General features: G+C 74.0%; 17 protein-coding genes. 7 read left to right on the top strand and 10 right to left on the bottom strand.

Annotated features, from left to right (window positions below; genetic code table 11):
* Positions 1-81: 81 nt before the first annotated feature.
* Positions 82-1548 (top strand): CPBP family intramembrane glutamic endopeptidase, encoded by a 1467-nt coding sequence (locus QSK22_RS00455; RefSeq protein ID WP_285491853.1) that lies wholly within the window; start codon positions 82-84, stop codon positions 1546-1548.
* 23 nt (positions 1549-1571) lie between these two features.
* Here the strand turns inward: QSK22_RS00455 and QSK22_RS00450 are convergent, their stop codons facing one another.
* Complete coding sequence (locus tag QSK22_RS00450; RefSeq protein WP_285491852.1) at positions 1572-2033, bottom strand: NUDIX hydrolase; 462 nt, start codon at positions 2031-2033, stop codon at positions 1572-1574.
* Positions 2034-2138: 105 nt separating this feature from the next.
* Between QSK22_RS00450 and QSK22_RS00445 the strand changes: the two genes are divergently transcribed.
* From QSK22_RS00445 to QSK22_RS00430, 4 genes are all read left to right on the top strand, one after another.
* Complete coding sequence (locus tag QSK22_RS00445) at positions 2139-2786, top strand: DUF6758 family protein (protein WP_285491851.1); 648 nt, start codon at positions 2139-2141, stop codon at positions 2784-2786.
* 15 nt (positions 2787-2801) lie between these two features.
* The gene (locus QSK22_RS00440; protein ID WP_285491850.1) at positions 2802-3644 is read left to right on the top strand and encodes a PHP domain-containing protein; all 843 of its coding nucleotides are present in this window, start codon (positions 2802-2804) and stop codon (positions 3642-3644) included.
* Positions 3645-3708: 64 nt separating this feature from the next.
* Positions 3709-4419: an MBL fold metallo-hydrolase gene (locus QSK22_RS00435; protein ID WP_285491849.1), complete on the top strand. Its 711-nt coding sequence runs from the start codon at positions 3709-3711 to the stop codon at positions 4417-4419.
* Positions 4420-4433: 14 nt separating this feature from the next.
* Positions 4434-5333 carry a RecB family exonuclease gene (locus tag QSK22_RS00430; RefSeq protein ID WP_352231394.1) on the top strand — a complete coding sequence of 300 codons (900 nt, stop codon included), beginning with the start codon at positions 4434-4436 and terminating at the stop codon, positions 5331-5333.
* 47 nt (positions 5334-5380) lie between these two features.
* On the opposite strand, the gene QSK22_RS00425 is transcribed toward QSK22_RS00430, so the two are convergent.
* Complete coding sequence (locus QSK22_RS00425) at positions 5381-6295, bottom strand: oxygenase MpaB family protein (RefSeq protein WP_285491848.1); 915 nt, start codon at positions 6293-6295, stop codon at positions 5381-5383.
* Positions 6296-6502: 207 nt separating this feature from the next.
* On the bottom strand, positions 6503-7402 hold the full coding sequence (locus QSK22_RS00420) for an alpha/beta fold hydrolase (protein WP_285491847.1): 900 nt from the start codon (positions 7400-7402) through the stop codon (positions 6503-6505).
* Positions 7403-7471: 69 nt separating this feature from the next.
* Between QSK22_RS00420 and QSK22_RS00415 the strand changes: the two genes are divergently transcribed.
* Entirely contained in the window at positions 7472-8161 is a 690-nt protein-coding gene (locus QSK22_RS00415) for a glycerophosphodiester phosphodiesterase (RefSeq protein WP_285491846.1), read from the top strand.
* A 44-nt stretch (positions 8162-8205) separates the two neighbouring features.
* Here QSK22_RS00415 and QSK22_RS00410 read toward each other — a convergent pair whose 3' ends face one another.
* The 7 genes from QSK22_RS00410 to ligD (QSK22_RS00380) form a co-directional block, all read right to left on the bottom strand.
* Positions 8206-9744 (bottom strand): DEAD/DEAH box helicase, encoded by a 1539-nt coding sequence (locus QSK22_RS00410; protein ID WP_285492370.1) that lies wholly within the window; start codon positions 9742-9744, stop codon positions 8206-8208.
* A gap of 550 nt (positions 9745-10294) precedes the next feature.
* On the bottom strand, positions 10295-10540 hold the full coding sequence (locus tag QSK22_RS00405) for a DUF3107 domain-containing protein (protein WP_285491845.1): 246 nt from the start codon (positions 10538-10540) through the stop codon (positions 10295-10297).
* Between the two features lie 32 nt (positions 10541-10572).
* Complete coding sequence (locus QSK22_RS00400; protein WP_285491844.1) at positions 10573-11193, bottom strand: TetR/AcrR family transcriptional regulator; 621 nt, start codon at positions 11191-11193, stop codon at positions 10573-10575.
* A gap of 136 nt (positions 11194-11329) precedes the next feature.
* Positions 11330-11524 carry an Rv3202a family protein gene (locus tag QSK22_RS00395; protein WP_285491843.1) on the bottom strand — a complete coding sequence of 65 codons (195 nt, stop codon included), beginning with the start codon at positions 11522-11524 and terminating at the stop codon, positions 11330-11332.
* Between the two features lie 75 nt (positions 11525-11599).
* Complete coding sequence (locus QSK22_RS00390) at positions 11600-12964, bottom strand: dihydrolipoyl dehydrogenase family protein (protein WP_285491842.1); 1365 nt, start codon at positions 12962-12964, stop codon at positions 11600-11602.
* A gap of 135 nt (positions 12965-13099) precedes the next feature.
* Positions 13100-13999 carry a non-homologous end-joining DNA ligase gene (gene ligD / locus QSK22_RS00385; protein ID WP_285491841.1) on the bottom strand — a complete coding sequence of 300 codons (900 nt, stop codon included), beginning with the start codon at positions 13997-13999 and terminating at the stop codon, positions 13100-13102.
* On the bottom strand, positions 13989-14963 hold the full coding sequence (ligD, locus tag QSK22_RS00380; protein WP_285491840.1) for a non-homologous end-joining DNA ligase: 975 nt from the start codon (positions 14961-14963) through the stop codon (positions 13989-13991). Before ligD (QSK22_RS00380) ends, ligD (QSK22_RS00385) begins: the two co-directional genes overlap by 11 nt.
* 150 nt (positions 14964-15113) lie before the next feature.
* Between ligD (QSK22_RS00380) and ku the strand changes: the two genes are divergently transcribed.
* Positions 15114-16082 (top strand): non-homologous end joining protein Ku, encoded by a 969-nt coding sequence (ku, locus tag QSK22_RS00375; RefSeq protein ID WP_285491839.1) that lies wholly within the window; start codon positions 15114-15116, stop codon positions 16080-16082.
* Positions 16083-16110: the final 28 nt, after the last annotated feature.

Below are 16110 nucleotides of genomic sequence, written 5' to 3'. Positions count from 1 at the left end.
ATCGCGCTCCGTCGGCGCGAAGGGCGCTGACCGGCACGTACGATTCGTCCCAGGTGCTGGTCGTCACGAGGGGGTTGTTCGGTGCCGGATCCCGCGGACGCCAACGGCTGGGCGCGACCTGACAACCCCGGATCGTCACAGGAGCAACCGCAGGCGCAGCCTTACCAGCAGCCCTACCAGTGGCCCGCGCCGCCCCCGTACACCGGCCCGTACACCGGCCCCCAGCCGTACGGGGCGCCGCCCCAGCCTTACGGCACGCACACCCAGCCCCAGCCCTACGGCTGGCCCTATCAGCAGCCGTACGGTTACCCGGGGTACGGCCACCCCGGTTACGGGCCGCCGTCGGTCAAACAGCCGTGGATGGTGCCCGTCCCGGGCGGAGTGCCCTACCACCGCGTGGCCCGCAACGCCGTGCACCGCTGGTGGCGGCCCCTGGCCGGAACGCTGGCGCTCCTGGTCGGCACCGTGTGCGCCATGTTCGGGCTGACGATCGCCTGGACGGTCGGCTACGTGCTCGCCACGGGGGAGGCGCCGGAGCCGTTGCCGTCGGGGACTTCGTTCTTCGGCGACCCGACCGCGGACCTGGCCTTCAGCCTGGCCGCCCTCGCGGTGCTGCTGCCGGTGGTGCTGCTGGTGCCGTGGTGGGTGCAGCGGCGCCGCCCCGGCACGCTGTCGTCGGTGGCCGGGCGGCTGCGGTGGCGCTGGCTGCTGGTGTGCGTGGGCGCGGCCGTCGGGTTCTGCCTGGTGTCCTACGGCACCTCGTGGGTGGCGGGCCACTTCGCGGAGGCGCCCAGCGGCGGCGGCGAGGAGCACTGGGTCGGCTGGGGCGACTTCCTGCCGCCCGCCCTGATCATCATCGTGCTGGTGCCGTTCCAGTCGTCGGCCGAGGAGTACATCTTCCGCGGCTGGCTGCTGCAGGCGGTCGGCGCGTGCACGCTGGAGAACGGCACCCGGCGCGCCTCCCGGGCGCTGAGCGCGGTGTTCCGCACCCCGTGGCCGGGCATCGTGGTCGGCTCGGCGCTGTTCACCTCCGGGCACGGCTACACCGGCTGGGGGATCCTGGACATCTTCGTCTTCGGCGCGGTCGCCGGATGGGTGACGGTGCGCACCGGCGGCCTTGAAGCGTCCATCGCCTTGCATGTGTGCAACAACCTCATGGCGTTCCTGCTGCCCGCCGCCGTCGGCGATCTGGACATCGAGCAGGGCTCGGTCCCGTGGCAGTACGTCGTGGCGGACGTCGTGCCGATGCTGCTGTACGCGGCGGTCGTGGTGTGGCTGGCGCGCAGGATGCGCATCCAGACCGTCACCGAGGGCTCGGACCAGCAGGCCGCCCCGGACGCCGCTCCCTACCCGGTGGGAGTCTTCGGCGTGCCGGGCGTCCCAGGTGATCACATTGGTGTGTCCGGTTACGCGGTACCCGGCGGCTACGGCGCACCCGGTGCGACCGGAGGGCTAGGCGTGCCGGACGGGCAGGGGGCACCTGGCGGGCCCGGTGTTCCCGGCGGGCCTTCGGGAGGGCAGGGGCGGCCCGACGCCCCCGGCTTCTAGCCGCGCCCACCCTACGGTGCGTTCTACGGTGCGTCGCGTACGGCGGCGCCGGAACCGGCGAACGGATCCACCGGGTGCGGCGGCGTCCCGGGGGCGGCCACTACGCCCCAGTCGGTCAGGGCCTCCACCAGACCGGGCGACGTGGGCAGCCGCAGCAGTTCTTCGGGCGTGACCCAGCGGACGTCGTCGGCGTCGTCCCCGGCGGCCAGGTCGCCGCCGATCGGCGTGGCCAGATAGTCGAAGATCTCGTAGACGACGTCGCCGGGCCCGGGGCGCTCCACCGTGCCGACCAGGGGGCCGACCGCCACCCGCAGCCCGGTCTCCTCGCGCAGCTCGCGCACCACCGCGCTCACGTCCGTCTCGCCCGGTTCGACGTGTCCGCCGGGCACCGACCACCGTCCGGCCGCGGGCGGCCGGGCCCGCCGCACCAGCAGCAGCCGCCCCTCGTGGTCGCGGACGATCCCGCCTACGCAGCGCACCCGCATGGCCACCCCCTTGCAGAGCTTCTGTCTATTTTGTCCTGGTTTTGTGTTCCCGGCCACCGGGCGGACCTTGACGGCGGCGGGCTCCGGCACGCACTGTGGGTAACCATGAGGGCGGAGCCCACGTGCCCGCGCTGCGGCAAGCGTGTCGGTGCGCCGAACCTCTGGTCGAGCGACTGGAGCTGCCCCGTGCACGGGGCGGTGCTTCCGCGCCAGCCGTCCCGCCGCCCCGGCCCCGAGGGGCTGGCCGCCGCCGTCCACGGCTCCCGCGTCCCGGTGTGGGCGCCGTGGCCGCTGCCGCTGAGCTGGCTGGTCACCGGCTTCGTCACCGTGGGGGACGAGCGCACCGGCACCCGCGCGTCGGCCGTGGCGGTGTCCGGGCCCGGGCTGGTGAGCGGCCTGGCCGACATGCTGCTGGTCGCCGAGGAGCCCGGCATCGGGCTCGGCGCGTACTACGCCGGGCTGTCCGGCCCCGACCCCGGCGCGGGCTTCGACGACGGGCCCCCGCACGTCAAGGTCGAGGTCAGCGGCCCCTTCGCGGTCTGCGACCACTCGGTGCCGATGTGGTCGATCCCGGGCGGCCCCGACCGCGCCGTCTACGTCGGCGAGGCGATGGGCAACTGGCTCTGGGCGATCCTGTGGCCCGCCGACGCCGGAGTCCTCATGGTCGACCGCACGCACCTGGTCGACCTGCGCGACCCCGGCATGGAACTCGACCTCCCCTACGGCGCCTTCTGCCCCCGCTTGGACGCTTGAGTAGCCTCCTGCCGTATGCGCATCGACCTGCACTGCCACAGCGACGCCTCCGACGGCACCCGCCCGCCCGCCGAGGTGGTCCGGCGCGCCCGCGCGGCCGGGGTGGACGTCCTCGCCCTCACCGACCACGACACGGTGGCGGGCTGGGACGAGGCGGCGGCCGCCCTGCCGCCGGGGATGACCCTGGTGCCCGGCGTCGAGCTGTCCTGCCGGCAGGACGGCGCGAGCATGCACCTGCTCGGCTACCTGTTCGACCCGTCCCAGCCCGCCCTGGCCGCCGAGCTGGCCCGCATCCGCGCCGACCGGGTGATCAGGGCGCGGACGATGGTCGAGCGGCTGCGCGGTCTCGGCGTGGACGTCACCTGGGAGCGGGTGCGGGAACTGGCCCGCGGCGAGGCCGTGGGGCGGCCGCATGTGGCCCGCGCGATGGTCGAGGCCGGGGCGGTGCGCACCCTGGACGAGGCGTTCACCCCCGACTGGATCGGGGCGGGCGGCCGCGCGTACGCCGACCGGTACGCGCTCGACCCGGCGCGGGCGGTCCGGCTGATCCGCGCGGCGGGCGGCGCGGCGGTGCTGGCGCATCCGCGGGCGGGCCGCCGCGGGCACGTGTTCGGCGACGCCGTGGTGGAGCGGCTGGCCGAGGCCGGGCTCGCCGGGATCGAGGCCGACCACCCCGACCACGACGCGTCCGAGCGGGCCCGGCTGCGGGACCTGGCGTCCGCGCTGGGCCTGTTCGTCACCGGCTCCAGCGACGACCACGGCGCCTCGACCGGCGACCGGATCGGCTGCGAGACCACCTCGGCGGCCGCCTACGAGGCGCTGCTGGGCGCCGCCTCCGGCCAAGTCCGCACGGGATGAAAAGGCGCGCTGCTCCCCGCGCGGTCGTGCCTGCCGCGCGGACGCGCGCGGTAGGGTGCGGAGCGTGGACGCGCGCATCGATCAGGTGGTGACCACGGGGAAGGTCACCCTGGACGACGAAGAGTACGAAGTCGAGAGCAACACCTACATCGTCGGAGACGACGACGAGGTGATCGTGATCGACCCCGCCAACGACGCCGACGCCGTGCTGAAGGCGGTCGGCGAGCGCGAGGTCATGGCGGTGATCTGCACCGACGGCAACGAGCACAAGCTGTCGACGGTGCTGGAGGTCGCCGCGGCCGGCGAGGAGGACGAGGAGAACTGGGCGCCGATCGCGCTGCACCGCGCCGACCGGCTGCTGTGGCGCGACTACTTCGGGCGGCTGGCCCGCGACGAGGAGGACGAGGAGGACGCCAAGGCGCTGCGCTCCCTGGAGCCCGACATCTGGCTGGAGGACGGCGGCGTCTTCGAGATCGCCGGGACCCAGCTGGAGGTCGTGCACACCCCCGGGCACACCCCCGGCAGCGTGTGCGTGATCAGCGAGCAGCTCGGCGTGCTGTTCTCCGGCGACACCCTGCACCGCGGCCGCCCCGGCTCGATCGGCGGGGTCTACGAGGACCTGCGCAAGCAGCTCAACTCCATCGGGGCGCTGCTGACACCGCTGCCCAAGGACCTGCGGGTGCTGCCCGGCCAGGGCGACGAGACCACGGTCGGTGACGAGGACGCCCGCTGGGAGACCTGGGGCGAGCTGGCCCGCGACGGCGAAGGCGTCTGACCGCGGGTCGCGTCGTGGGCGCCGAGCAGCTGCCGCTGGCGGGCATGCCGCAGCGGCTCTACGCGTGTACGCCGTCGCGGCTGAACTCCTGGCTGGACTGCCCCCGCCGCTACCGGATGACCTACCTGGACCGTCCGTCCCCGCCCAAGGGGCCGCCGTGGGCGCACAACAGCCTGGGCGCCAGCGTGCACAACGCGCTGGCCGCGTGGTGGCGGCTGCCGCGTGCCGAGCGCACCCCCGAGATGGCGGGCACGCTGCTGGTGCGCGGCTGGCTCACCGAGGGGTTCCGGGACGCCGAGCAGTCCGCCCGCTACCGCGAGCGCGCCCGCGAGATGGTGGAGCGCTACACCGCCCGGCTCGACCCCGATGACGAGCCGGTGGGGGTGGAGCGCACCGTGGCGACCCGCACCGACCGCATCGCGGTGTCGGGCCGCATCGACCGGCTGGACGACCGCGGCTGCGAGCTGGTGGTCGTCGACTACAAGACGGGCCGCCACGTCCTCACCGCCGACGACGCGCGCGGCTCCCTGGCGCTGGCGCTGTACGCGCTGGCCGCGTCCCGCGTGCTGCGCCGCCCCTGCCGCCGCGTCGAGCTGCACCACCTGCCCAGCGGCGAGGTCGCGGTGTGGGAGCACACCGACGAGTCGCTGGGGCGCCACCTGCGCCGCGCCGAGCAGATCGCCGCCGAGGCGGCCGCCGCGGACGAGGCGTACCGCACCCGGGTGAAGGACGCGGTGCCCCGGCCGCGTCCCGGTGAGGGCGGTGCCGCCGCCGTCCGCCACGAGCCCTTCGACGAGCACTTCCCGCCGCGTCCCGGGAGCCTGTGCTCGTGGTGCGACTTTTTGAAGCACTGCCCGGAAGGGCAGCAGGCCGCGTCCCCCAAGGAGCCCTGGGCGGCCCTCCCGGACGCCTGAACCGGCAGGGCGCGGGCCGGGGTCAACCGGGCCGGGGTCGTCCGGGGTCAGGCCGCGGCGGCGGGGGCCTTGCGGCGCGCGGGCCAGCGGCGCGGGTCGCGCAGCCCGTACAGGCCGCGGCTGACGTCGTAGCCCTCGGCGGCCAGCCGCCGCCGGGCGCGCTGCAGCATGTCCCGGGTGGGCTTGGCGAAGGCGAAGTCGTGCACCCGCTCGGGCACCGAGTTCATCGCCAGGCGGAACGAGCGCAGCGCCGCGGTCACGGCGGCCTGCGGCACCTCCGGCAGGAGCCCGTACATGGCGCGGGCCCAGTCCGGCAGGCAGTAGTAGCACAGCGCGCCGAACGGGAAGTAGCCGGGCTTGCCGGCGTTCAGGAACCGCAGGTTCTCCGGCAGGTTCGGCCACATCAGGAACCGCACCGTGGCCCGCGCCTCCTCGGTGACGCGCAGCACGGGCCGCATCTCGGCCAGGTACGCCTCCATCTCGGCCACGCTGCCGGGCACCTCGTCGGCGTGCAGGCCCACGTAGACCGCGCTCTGCCGCTGCTCGTCCAGGTACCGGTCGGCCATGGCGTCCGTCAGCGGCAGCCCGGCGCGGCGTGCCACCTCCAGGTAGGAGTACACCTCGGCGCAGTGCACCCACAGCAGCAGCTCGGGCTGGTCGAGCGGTTCCCTCTTACCGGTGTCGTGGTTGAGGATGCGCAGGCTGCGGTGGATGGCGCGGACCCGGGCCGCCAGCTCGTCGATCTCCTCGGGGCTGCCGAAGGTGGCGGTGCCCACGAAGTCGGCGGTGCGCCGCAGCCGCCCGAACGGGTCCTCCTGGAAGTTGGAGTTCTGCCACACCCCCCACATCGCCACCGGGTGCAGGGCCTGGAGCATGAGGCTGCGCACCCCGCCGACCCACATGGACCGGTCGATGTGCACCCGCCAGGTCACGCTTTCGGGGGGTTGGACGGTCGCCGGCATTCGACACCTCGCCAAGAGTCGCCGCGAATGAGACAAACATCAGTAAGTGTGTCATTACGTCCGCGGGGCGGCATCCCCTGTGACGAGCCTCACGATGGGCCAGCGGCCCCGGCGCCGGTGCGCCGCCGAGGCGGGGGCAGGCCGGGGCAGGCCGGGGCAGGGGTGGGCCGAGACGGTGTCGGCGAGGACGGTGTCGGCGAGACGGTGTCAGAAGGACGAACCGCAGCGCCGGCGCCGCTCGGCGGCGTTCCAGAAGTCGGTGAGGGCGCCCGCGGTGGTCTCCGGCGCCTCCACGGCGGGCGAGTGCGCGGCGCCGGGGATGACGACCCTGGCCGCGTCGAGCCGCTCGGCCATGGCGGCCTGCTCGCGCGGGTCCCACACGTCGTCGTCCTCGCCGTACAGCACCAGGATCGGCAACCCGTCCTCCTCGGCCTGCTTGGCCAGCTCGTCCACCCGGTCGGGCGCGCTCAGCAGCTCGGCGGCCATGGTGCGCAGGCCCAGCTCGCAGTTGCCCAGCGTGCGCGCCTTCAGGAAGTCGACGATCTCGGAGGCCAGGCCGCGGGACCGGGCGTCCGGCTCCAGGGTGAGCGACCAGATGCGCTCCATGCCCAGCTGCGGGATCGCCTCCATCAGCGCCCGCGCCTTGGCCGCCGACGGCCCGTCGTGCAGGCCCGCGGGGCCGGAGCTCATCAGCGTGTAGGAGGTCAGCGGCACCCGGCCGGCCAGCACCGTCTCCCGGGTGACCAGGCCGCCGAACGAGTGGCCCACCAGGTGCACCGGGTCGGGGCCGAGGGCCTCGGCCAGCGCCGCGATGTCCTCGCCGAGCGCGGCGCGGCTGTAGAGGGACGGGTCGTCGCAGCCGGGGGACTCGTACTGGCCGCGCATGTCGACGGCCACCACCCGGCGCCGCCCGGCGTTGGCCAGGGTCTGCAGGACGGCGAGGAAGTCCTCCTTGCTGCCGGTGTAGCCCGGGACGAGGAGGGCGGGGCAGTGCTCGGCCACCCCCGAGCCCGGCATGCCCTCAAGGGCGGCGAACCTGCCACGGGAGGTCTCCACGTACGTCCGACGCACGTTCGGGGGCAGGGTCAGGAACCGGGGCGTACTCACAGGGTGCCACCATACTAAATAGGCATTCTGGAACACCGGCGAAAGGCATTCGGTGGTAGCGTCGCCGACGTGACGGCCATCTCCGCCCATCGCCGCGACGCGGCGGGCCTGACCGGTCTGCGGACGGCGATCGCCTCGGGTGCAGAGTACGTCGAACTCGATGTGCGCCGCACCGCCGACGGCGAGCTGATCGTCCACCACGACCGCACCGTGGCCGGGCTGCCGCTGAGCCGCTGCACCTACGAGCGGGTCCGCGCGCTGGCGCCGCGGCCCGTACCCCGGTTCGCCGACGCCCTGCGCATGATGGCGGGCCGCTCCCTCGGCCACCTCGACCTGAAAGAGCGCGGCTGCGAGCACGAGGCGGTCGCGCTGGCCCTGGACGTGCTGGGCCCGGGCCGCTTCGTGGTCACCACCCGCGAGCCCGCCTCCGTCGCCGCGATCAAAACCACGTTCCCCGCCGTGACCACGGCCCTGTCGGTGGGCCGCGGCCTGTGGGAGCGCGGCGCCGTCGGCGACTTCGCACCGGTGCGTCCGCTGCTGGACTCGGGTGCCGACATGGTCGCCCTCAACCACCGGCTGGCTCGCGTCGGCGTGCTGCGCCAGTGCGCCCGCGCCGGGGTGCCCGCCATGGTCTGGACGGTCAACGCCCGCGCGCTGATGCGCCGCTTCCTCGCCGATCCCCGGGTGGCCGTGCTCGTCACCGACCAACCGCACACGGCGCTGCGGCTGCGCGACGCCCACCGGCGCCGCACCACCTGACCGGCTCTCGGCTGAATGTGCCAGATGGCGCAGCGGGCAGGCGGTCAGCTCTCGTCGGCGGTGACAGGCTTGCCGCCACGGGTGCGGCGACGGCGGCGGGTGCGGCGGCGCCCCCCGGCCCGCTCTGTGCCCCGCTCAGCGCCCTGCTCGGCGGTCACGGCCGGCGCCGCGTCCTCGGCGGCGGTCTCGGACGCCTGCTCGGACCGGGCCTGCTGTGACTGGGCCTGCTCGGCCGCGGACCGCTCGCCGGACGCCGCGGCGCCGTCATGCCCGCCCGACGTGCCGACCGGCTTACCGGCGCGGGTGCGGACGCGGTTGCGCTTGCGGCGCCGCGTGCGCGGCCGCTCCCGGTCGCGCACCGCCGAACGGGCGCGGCCGGTCTCGCCGATGTCCTCCAGCTCCTCGGCGGCCAGCCCGGCGCGCTCGCCGCGCTGCTCCTTGGGCAGCGTGCCGGTGGCGGTCTTGGGGATGCCGAGGGCCTCGTAGAGGTGGTCGGAGGTGGAGTAGGTCTCCTCCGGAGCGGCGAACGGCAGGCCGAGCGTGCTGTTGATCAGCTTCCAGCGCGGCAGGTCGGCCCAGTCGACCAGGGTGACGGCCGTGCCGGTGCGGCCCGCGCGGCCGGTGCGGCCGATGCGGTGCACGTAGGTGTCGGCGCTGTCGGGGCACTCGTAGTTGACCACGTGGGTGACGTCGTCGACGTCGAGCCCGCGGGCCGCCACGTCAGTGGCCACCAGCACGTCGATCTTGCCGTTGCGGAACGCGCGCAGCGCCCGCTCCCGCTGGCCCTGGCCGAGGTCGCCGTGCACGGCGGCCGCGGCGAACCCGCGGTGCGACAGGTCGCCGGCGACCCGGTCGCAGGTCCGCTTGGTCTGGCAGAACACCATGGTCAGCCCGCGGCCCTCGGCCTGCAGCACGCGGGCCAGCACCTCGGGGCGGTCGAGCTGGTGGGTCTGCCACACGTGCTGCACCACCTGCGGCGCGGCGTCCGGCTCGGTGTGCGCCTCGGCCCGCACGTTGGTGGGGCGGCGCAGGTAGCGGCGCGACAGGGCGACGATCTCGCCCGGCATGGTGGCCGAGAACAGCATGGTCTGCCGCTCCCGGGGCAGCAGGTCGACGATGCGCTCGATGTCGGGCAGAAAGCCCAGGTCGAGCATGCGGTCGGCCTCGTCCAGCACCAGCACGTCGATCCGCGACAGGTCCAGGTGCCTCTGCTTGACCAGGTCGAGCAGCCGCCCCGGGGTGCCGACGACGACATCGACGCCCTCGCGCAGCGCGGCGATCTGCGGCTCGTAGGCCCGGCCGCCGTACACCGGCAGCACCCGCGAGCCCAGCTTGCCCCCGGCGACCAGCAGGTCGTCGGTGACCTGCATGGCCAGCTCGCGGGTCGGGGTCAGCACCAGCCCGCGCGGGCGGGTGCCGCCGTGCTCGATGCGCTGCAGCAGCGCCACGCCGAACGCCAGCGTCTTGCCGGTGCCGGTGCGGGCCTGCCCGATGATGTCGTGCCCGCCCAGCGCGATCGGCAGGGCGAGCTCCTGGATGGGAAACGCGTCGACGATGCCCTCGGCTGCGAGGGCATCGGCTATCTCGGGTACGACCCCGAGTTCGTGGAACGTAGTCAGGGCTTCCAGCCTCCAAAGTGCGGGGTCGACGCTCGCTCGCGCGGCGCAGCTGCAGAAGCCACCAAACGCACCGGCCGGGCGGCGCCCCGCCGGTCGGGTCGCGTGGCCGCGCGCTCGCGCGGGAGGGACCAGCCGTCAGTCAAAATTTCCCCGGTGACCGCTGCAGGGGTAGCACAGTCACTCGCTGTGGCTGCGTGCGGTCACACTCCGCGACGCAGTGTACCGACCATGGTTTCCCTACACCAATAGCCGATCTGCAGAGACAACACCGCGCACGCTCGGTGATATTCCCGGGTCGTCGGCATCGTCCGAGATCGGACGTGCCGCGGCCCCGGGGTAAACCTCTGCGGATTGGCCGGGAGCGGACAGTTTTCGGGAGCCGGGCGGAAAGGACGAAGCCCCTGCAGGTCAGGTGCGCAGGCTCCGCCGGGACGCCGAAGGCCCCCGGCCGCGAGACGGACGCTCGCGACCGGGGGCCTGCATCCGTCGCGTCGACGGCGCGCCCGGTGCGCTCTCAGGTGTACTGCGAGCCGAACCCGACGGTGCGGTTCTCCTCCTCGCCGATCTCCAGGTAGCCGACCCGGTCGGCGGGGACGACCACCCGGCCGCCGCGCTGGTCGGTCAGCACGAACACCCCGGCTCCGTCGGCCCGGGCGGCGGCCAGCGCGTCGGCCAGCGCCTGCTGCACCTCGTCGGCCGACTGCGCGGTCTCGACCACGAGCTCCTTCGGGACGGACTGGACACCGATGCGTACCTGCACGCGTTTCGCTCCCTCGACGAGGTGGGTGTGGGTCAGCTGGTGCGGGGGAAGCCGGAGATGCCCCGCCAGGCCAGGCGGGCGATGATCTTCTCGGCGGTGTCCTTGGGGATGGCCCGGTGCTGCGACAGCCAGTACCGCGCGCTGACCTCGGCCATGCCGACCAGGCTCATGCCGAGCAGATGCGCCTCGTCCGGCGGCGCGTCGGTGTCCTCGGCGATCACCTGGGCGATCATCTCCGCGCACTGCTGGTTGGTGCGCTCCACGCGCGCCCGCACCGGCGCCACGTTGCGCAGGTCCGACTCGAACACCAGCCGGTACGCCTCGCCCTCCCCGGCCACGAAGTCGTAGAAGGCGGCGATGACCGCCTGCACCCGCTGCTTGTTGTCCGTGGTGGACTCCAGCGCGTCGCGCACCGTGCGCACCAGGGCCTCGGCGTGCTCGTCCAGCAGCGCCAGATACAGCTCCAGCTTGCCGGGGAAGTGCTGGTAGAGCACGGGCTTGCTGACGCCGGCGCGCTCGGCGATCTCGTCCATCGCCGCGGCGTGGTAGCCCTGGGCGACGAACACCTCCTGGGCCGCGCCGAGCAGCTGTCTGCGGCGCGCCAGCCGCGGCAGCCGCGTGCCGCGTGGGCGGGCGTCCGGGGTCGCGGTCACCACACTCTCCGATCACCGATCGATGCGACGGCGGGGCGGTCGGCCCCTCGGTCGTCGCTGAAGGCTGATCCCATCATCGTACGCGCCGGTAACCTCGGGGTCACGGTCGACGCGATGCACGATCGTACGCGCAAGCTCAGCGGTACTCGTCCTCGTCGTACCGGACCTCCAGGCTCTGCTCGGCGGCATCGGCCTCGTCGGCGTCCAGCGGCACCTGCGGCGGCCACTGCGGCCGCTCCTCGTCCTCGTTCAGCGCGGCGCGCTGCTCGGCGGCGTCGGCCTCCGGCTCCTCGTCGCGCAGCACCGGCTCGGGGCCGTTGGTCTCGGTCATGGCCGACTCCTTCCCATCGATCCCCATCCCGTTCGGCGTCCCCCCAGGGCGCGCCCATGAGCGCCCCCATGGGCGTCACAGCAGCCCCGCCAGCTCGCGCAGCGGCGCCTCCAGCGCCTCGCCGAACGTCGGGAAGGCGTGCACGACGTCGGTGAGCAGTCCCAGGGGCGTCTGCGCCCGGATGGCCAGGGCGATCTCGCTCATCCACTCCTCAGCGTAGAGCCCGACGGCGGCCGCGCCGATCAGCGAACCGCGCGACCGGTCGGCGTACAGCTCGACCCGGCCGCGGTCGTCGGCCTCGACCGCCGCGCGGGCGGTGGCCGCGAGGTCGTACCCGGCGGTGAGCAGTTCCATGCCGCGCTCCTCGGCCTGGGCGGGCGACAGGCCGACCGCGTAGACGGCCGGGGTCGTGTGGACGACGCGGGGCACCGCCCGGTAGTCGGCCTCGCGGCGCTTGCCGAGCACGTTGGACACCACCACGCGGGCCTGGTAGCGGGCGGCGTGGGTGGTGCGCGCCACGCCCGTCACGTCGCCCGCGGCCCACAGCCCGCCGGGCAGGTCGGGCGCGTCCGCCTCCCGGTCGCCGTCGCCGCGGACGACCGCGCAGGTCTCGTCCACCGCCAGGGGCCGGCCGGGCGCGACGGCGACGCCCAGATTCTCCAGGCCGAGCCCCTCGACCCGGGGCCGCCGCCCGGACGCCAGCAGGATGCGGTCGGCCGCGAGCACGGCGCCGTCGGCCAGCCACAGCCGCGCCCCGGCGCCGCCGTCGCCGCGCGCGACCCGGACGACCTCGGCCCCCAGCCGCAGGTCCACGCCGATCCGGCGCAGCGCGTCGGCCAGGATCTCGCCGGTGAACGCCGCCTCGGCGGTCAGCAGCCGCCCGGCCGGTTCGATCAGCGTGACCTGGGAGCCGAACGCCGCGTACACCTGCGCCATCTCGCAGCCGACGGGTCCGCCGCCGAGCACCACCAGGCGGCGCGGCAGGTCCGGCACGGTCAGCGCCTCGTCGCTGGTCCAGACGGGCGCGTCGGCCAGGCCCGGCACGGGCGGGACGACCGGTTCGCTGCCGGTGCTGACCACCAGGTCGGTGTAGTCGTGCTCGGCACCGTCCACCTCGATCGTGCCCGGACGCGTCACTCGGCCCCAGCCGCGCAGGACGGTCACGCCGTCCTCGGCCATGCGCGCCACGACGCGGTCGTCGTCGAGGCGGCCGGTGACCTCGTCGCGCCGCGCGACGGCCAGCTCCCAGGTCTCGCCCCGGCGGGCCGACAGCAGCAGCGACTTGGACGGCACGCAGGCGAAGTACGGAGACGCGCCGCCGACCAGGTGGTTCTCCACCAGCGCGACGTCGCGTCCGCTCTGGGCGAGTTCGGTGGCCACGAGCCCGCCCGCGGTGCCCCCGCCCAGCACCACGACGTCGTAGTGATGGTTGCGCTCCACGTGTCATCCCTCCACGCCGGTCACGGTGTCCCCCATCGCATCCATGGTGGCGGAAGCCGGTATCCCTGCGTGCCGGTTCGAACACATACGGCTTACCGGCGGGGTTACCGGCGCCCGGGGAGGGGCGTGCGGCGCTCAGGGGAGGGGCTGGCGGCGCTCCAGGAGGGGTTCGAGCAGGTCGCCGTGCTTGTCGACGCGTTCGAGGACCTCCTCGGGCGTGAACGTCAGGTCGCCGGGGCTGCGGGCGTCTTCCAGCTCGTCCCAGGTGACCGGGGCCGACACCGACGGCGTGTGCGCGGCGCGCAGCGAGTACGGGGCGACGGTGGTCTTGGCCGGGTTGTTCTGGCTCCAGTCGACGAACACCTTGCCCTTGCGCAGCCGCTTGTCCATCTTGCTCACCACCAGGTCGGGGTGGTCGGCGGCCAGGGTCTGCGCGGCGCGCTTGGCGTACTCGGACGTGCGGTCGTCCTCCTTGATCGGCACGTAGAGGTGCAGTCCCTTCTTGCCGCTGGTCTTGGGGTAGGACTCCAGTTCGTCGGCGGCCAGCAGGTCGCGCAGCAGGCACGCCACCCGGCAGGCGTCGACGACGGTGGCGGGCGGGCCGGGGTCCAGGTCGAAGACCATCAGGTCGGGGCTGCGCCGCCTGCCGCGCGGCCCGACCCTCCACTGCGGCACGTGCAGTTCGAGTGCGGCCAGGTTGGCGCACCACACCAGCGTGGGCAGGTCGTCGACCACCACGTAGTCGATGGTGTCGCGGCCGCGGGTGCTGCCCGGCGAGGAGATCGTGGCGGTGCGGATCCAGTCGGGCGTGTAGGACGGGGCGCTCTTCTCGTAGAACGACTCGCCGTCCACGCCGTCGGGGTACCGGATGCGCGTGAGGGGGCGGTCCTTCAGATGCGGCAGCAGCACCGGCGCGACGCGCGCGTAGTAGTCGAGGACCTCGCCCTTGGTGAAATCGGGGTACAGGTTCTTGTCCAGGTTGGACAGCCGCAGGTCGCGGCCCTCCACGTGCACGCCGAGCTTGTTAGGTGGCACGGATCACCTCTTGCGGGTCCTTGTCGTAGCGCAGCCCGCGCCAGGACGGGAAGCGCAGCCTCCCGTCGCGCGTGCGCAGGCTGTAGGCCACCTCCCCGACCAGCCGCGGTTCAACCCACTGGGCGTCGCGTGCGATCTCGCGGGGGATCGGCTCGTCGAGCGGGCTGGTGGGGCGGCGCAGCGGCCACAGCGTCTCGTACAGCTCGTCCAGGGCCCGGTCGGTGAAGCCGGTGCCGACGTGCCCGACGAAGCACAGCCGGCCCTTGGCGTCGTACTCGCCGAGCAGCAGCGACCCCAGGCCGCCCTCGCGGCGCCCCCGGCCCGGCTTCCACCCGCAGACGACGACCTCGCGGGTCTGGAAGTGCTTGACCTTGCGCCAGAAGTCGACCCGGCGGCCCGGCCGGTAGGTGGAGTCGAGCCGCTTGGCCATCAGCCCCTCGAGCCGCTGCTCGCGGGTGAACTCCAGCAGCTCGGCGACCTGCGCGGTGTCGCCGCCGTGCAGGTAGGGCGGCGTCTCGACGGGCCCGGCGGTGGTCAGGTCCAGCTCGGCCAGCAGCGCGCGCCGCTCGGCGTAGGGCCGGTCGAACAGCACCTGCCCGTCCACGTACAGCAGGTCGAAGATGACATACCGGACCGGCACCTCGCGGATCAGCCGGGGGTCGGGGCGGCTGACGTGCATGCGCCGCTGCAGCCGTGCGAAGCTGGGACGGCCGCGGTCGAACGCGACCACCTCGCCGTCCAGCACCACGTCGTGGTGCGGCAGCAGGTCGGCCAGCCCGGTCAGCTCGGGGTAGCGGCGGATGAGCTCGGTGGCGCGCCGTCCGGTGGCCCGCACGCCGCCGGCGGACACGTAGGCGATGACGCGGACGCCGTCCCATTTGATCTCCAGAGCCCACCGCCCGGTGTCGTCGGGCAGGTTCCCGGTCTCGGCCATCATCGGCTGGACCGGCCACGGCATCGTCATACCCGCGTCTTACCCGGGGCCGACCGGCCGGAAAAGGATCAGCGCGCCGGGACGGGGCGGGCGCCGGCCGGGGTGCGGGCGCGGCGGGACTGCGGCGCAATCCGGGGGCCTTGCGGCGCTAGTGGGCAGACCTCGGGGTAAGGACCGGTCATGCGCAGTATCTGGAAGGGCGCCATCTCGTTCGGTCTGGTGACGATCCCGGTCAAGGTGTACTCGGCGACCGAGCAGCGGGACGTCTCCTTCCACCAGGTGCACCGCACCGACGGCGGGCGCATCCGGTACCGCCGCGTGTGCACCGTCGACGGCGAAGAGGTCCCCTACGCCGACATCGCCAAGGGGTACGAGCTGCCCAGCGGCGAGATGGTCGTGCTGACCGACGAGGACTTCGCCGACCTGCCGCTGTCCACCAGCCGCCGCATCGACGTGCTCCAGTTCGTGGCGGAGGAGGAGGTGGACCCCATCTACTTCGCCAAGTCGTACTACCTGGAGCCGGACGCCCAGGGCACCAAGCCGTACGTGCTGCTGCGCGACGCGCTGGAGCAGTCGGGCCGGGTGGCGCTGGTGAAGGTGGCGCTGCGCCAGCGCGAGTCGCTGGCGACGCTGCGCGTGCGCGACGGGGTGTTCGTCATGGAGACCATGCTGTGGCCGGACGAGATCCGCACCCCCGACTTCCCGTTCCTGGACGAGGACATCGAGGTCCGCAAGCAGGAGATGGCGATGGCCGCGTCCCTCATCGAGACCATGGAGGGCGCCTTCGACCCGGCCGAGTACAAGGACGCCTACCGTGAGGCGCTGGAGGCGGTCATCGAGGCCAAGGTGGAGGGCCGGGAGGTGGCGCGGCCGGAGGAGGCCGCCGCGGAGGAGCCCGCCGCCGACCTGCTCAGCGCGCTGCGCGCCAGCGTCGAGGCGGCCAAGAAGAGCCGGGGGGAGAAGAAGGCGGCCGCCGGGGCGGAGAAGAAGGCGGCGTCCGGCAAGGGCACGTCCGGCGGCCGGACGGCCAAGGCCGCGTCCGGCGAGAGCGCGTCCGCCAAGGGCGCGTCGGGCAAGGGCGCGCAGGGCAAGGCGGCGGACAAGAAGACGGCGGCCAAGCCGTCGTCGCGCAGCCGCAAGAGCGCCTAGCCGCGACGGGCCCGGCCGCCGTCCGCGG

The sequence above is a fragment of the Actinomadura sp. NBRC 104425 genome (assembly GCF_030269545.1).
Taxonomy (GTDB): domain Bacteria; phylum Actinomycetota; class Actinomycetes; order Streptosporangiales; family Streptosporangiaceae; genus Spirillospora; species Spirillospora keratinilytica.
Note: the sequence above shows the minus strand (reverse complement) of the source record. Positions and strands in the feature narration are given on the sequence as shown.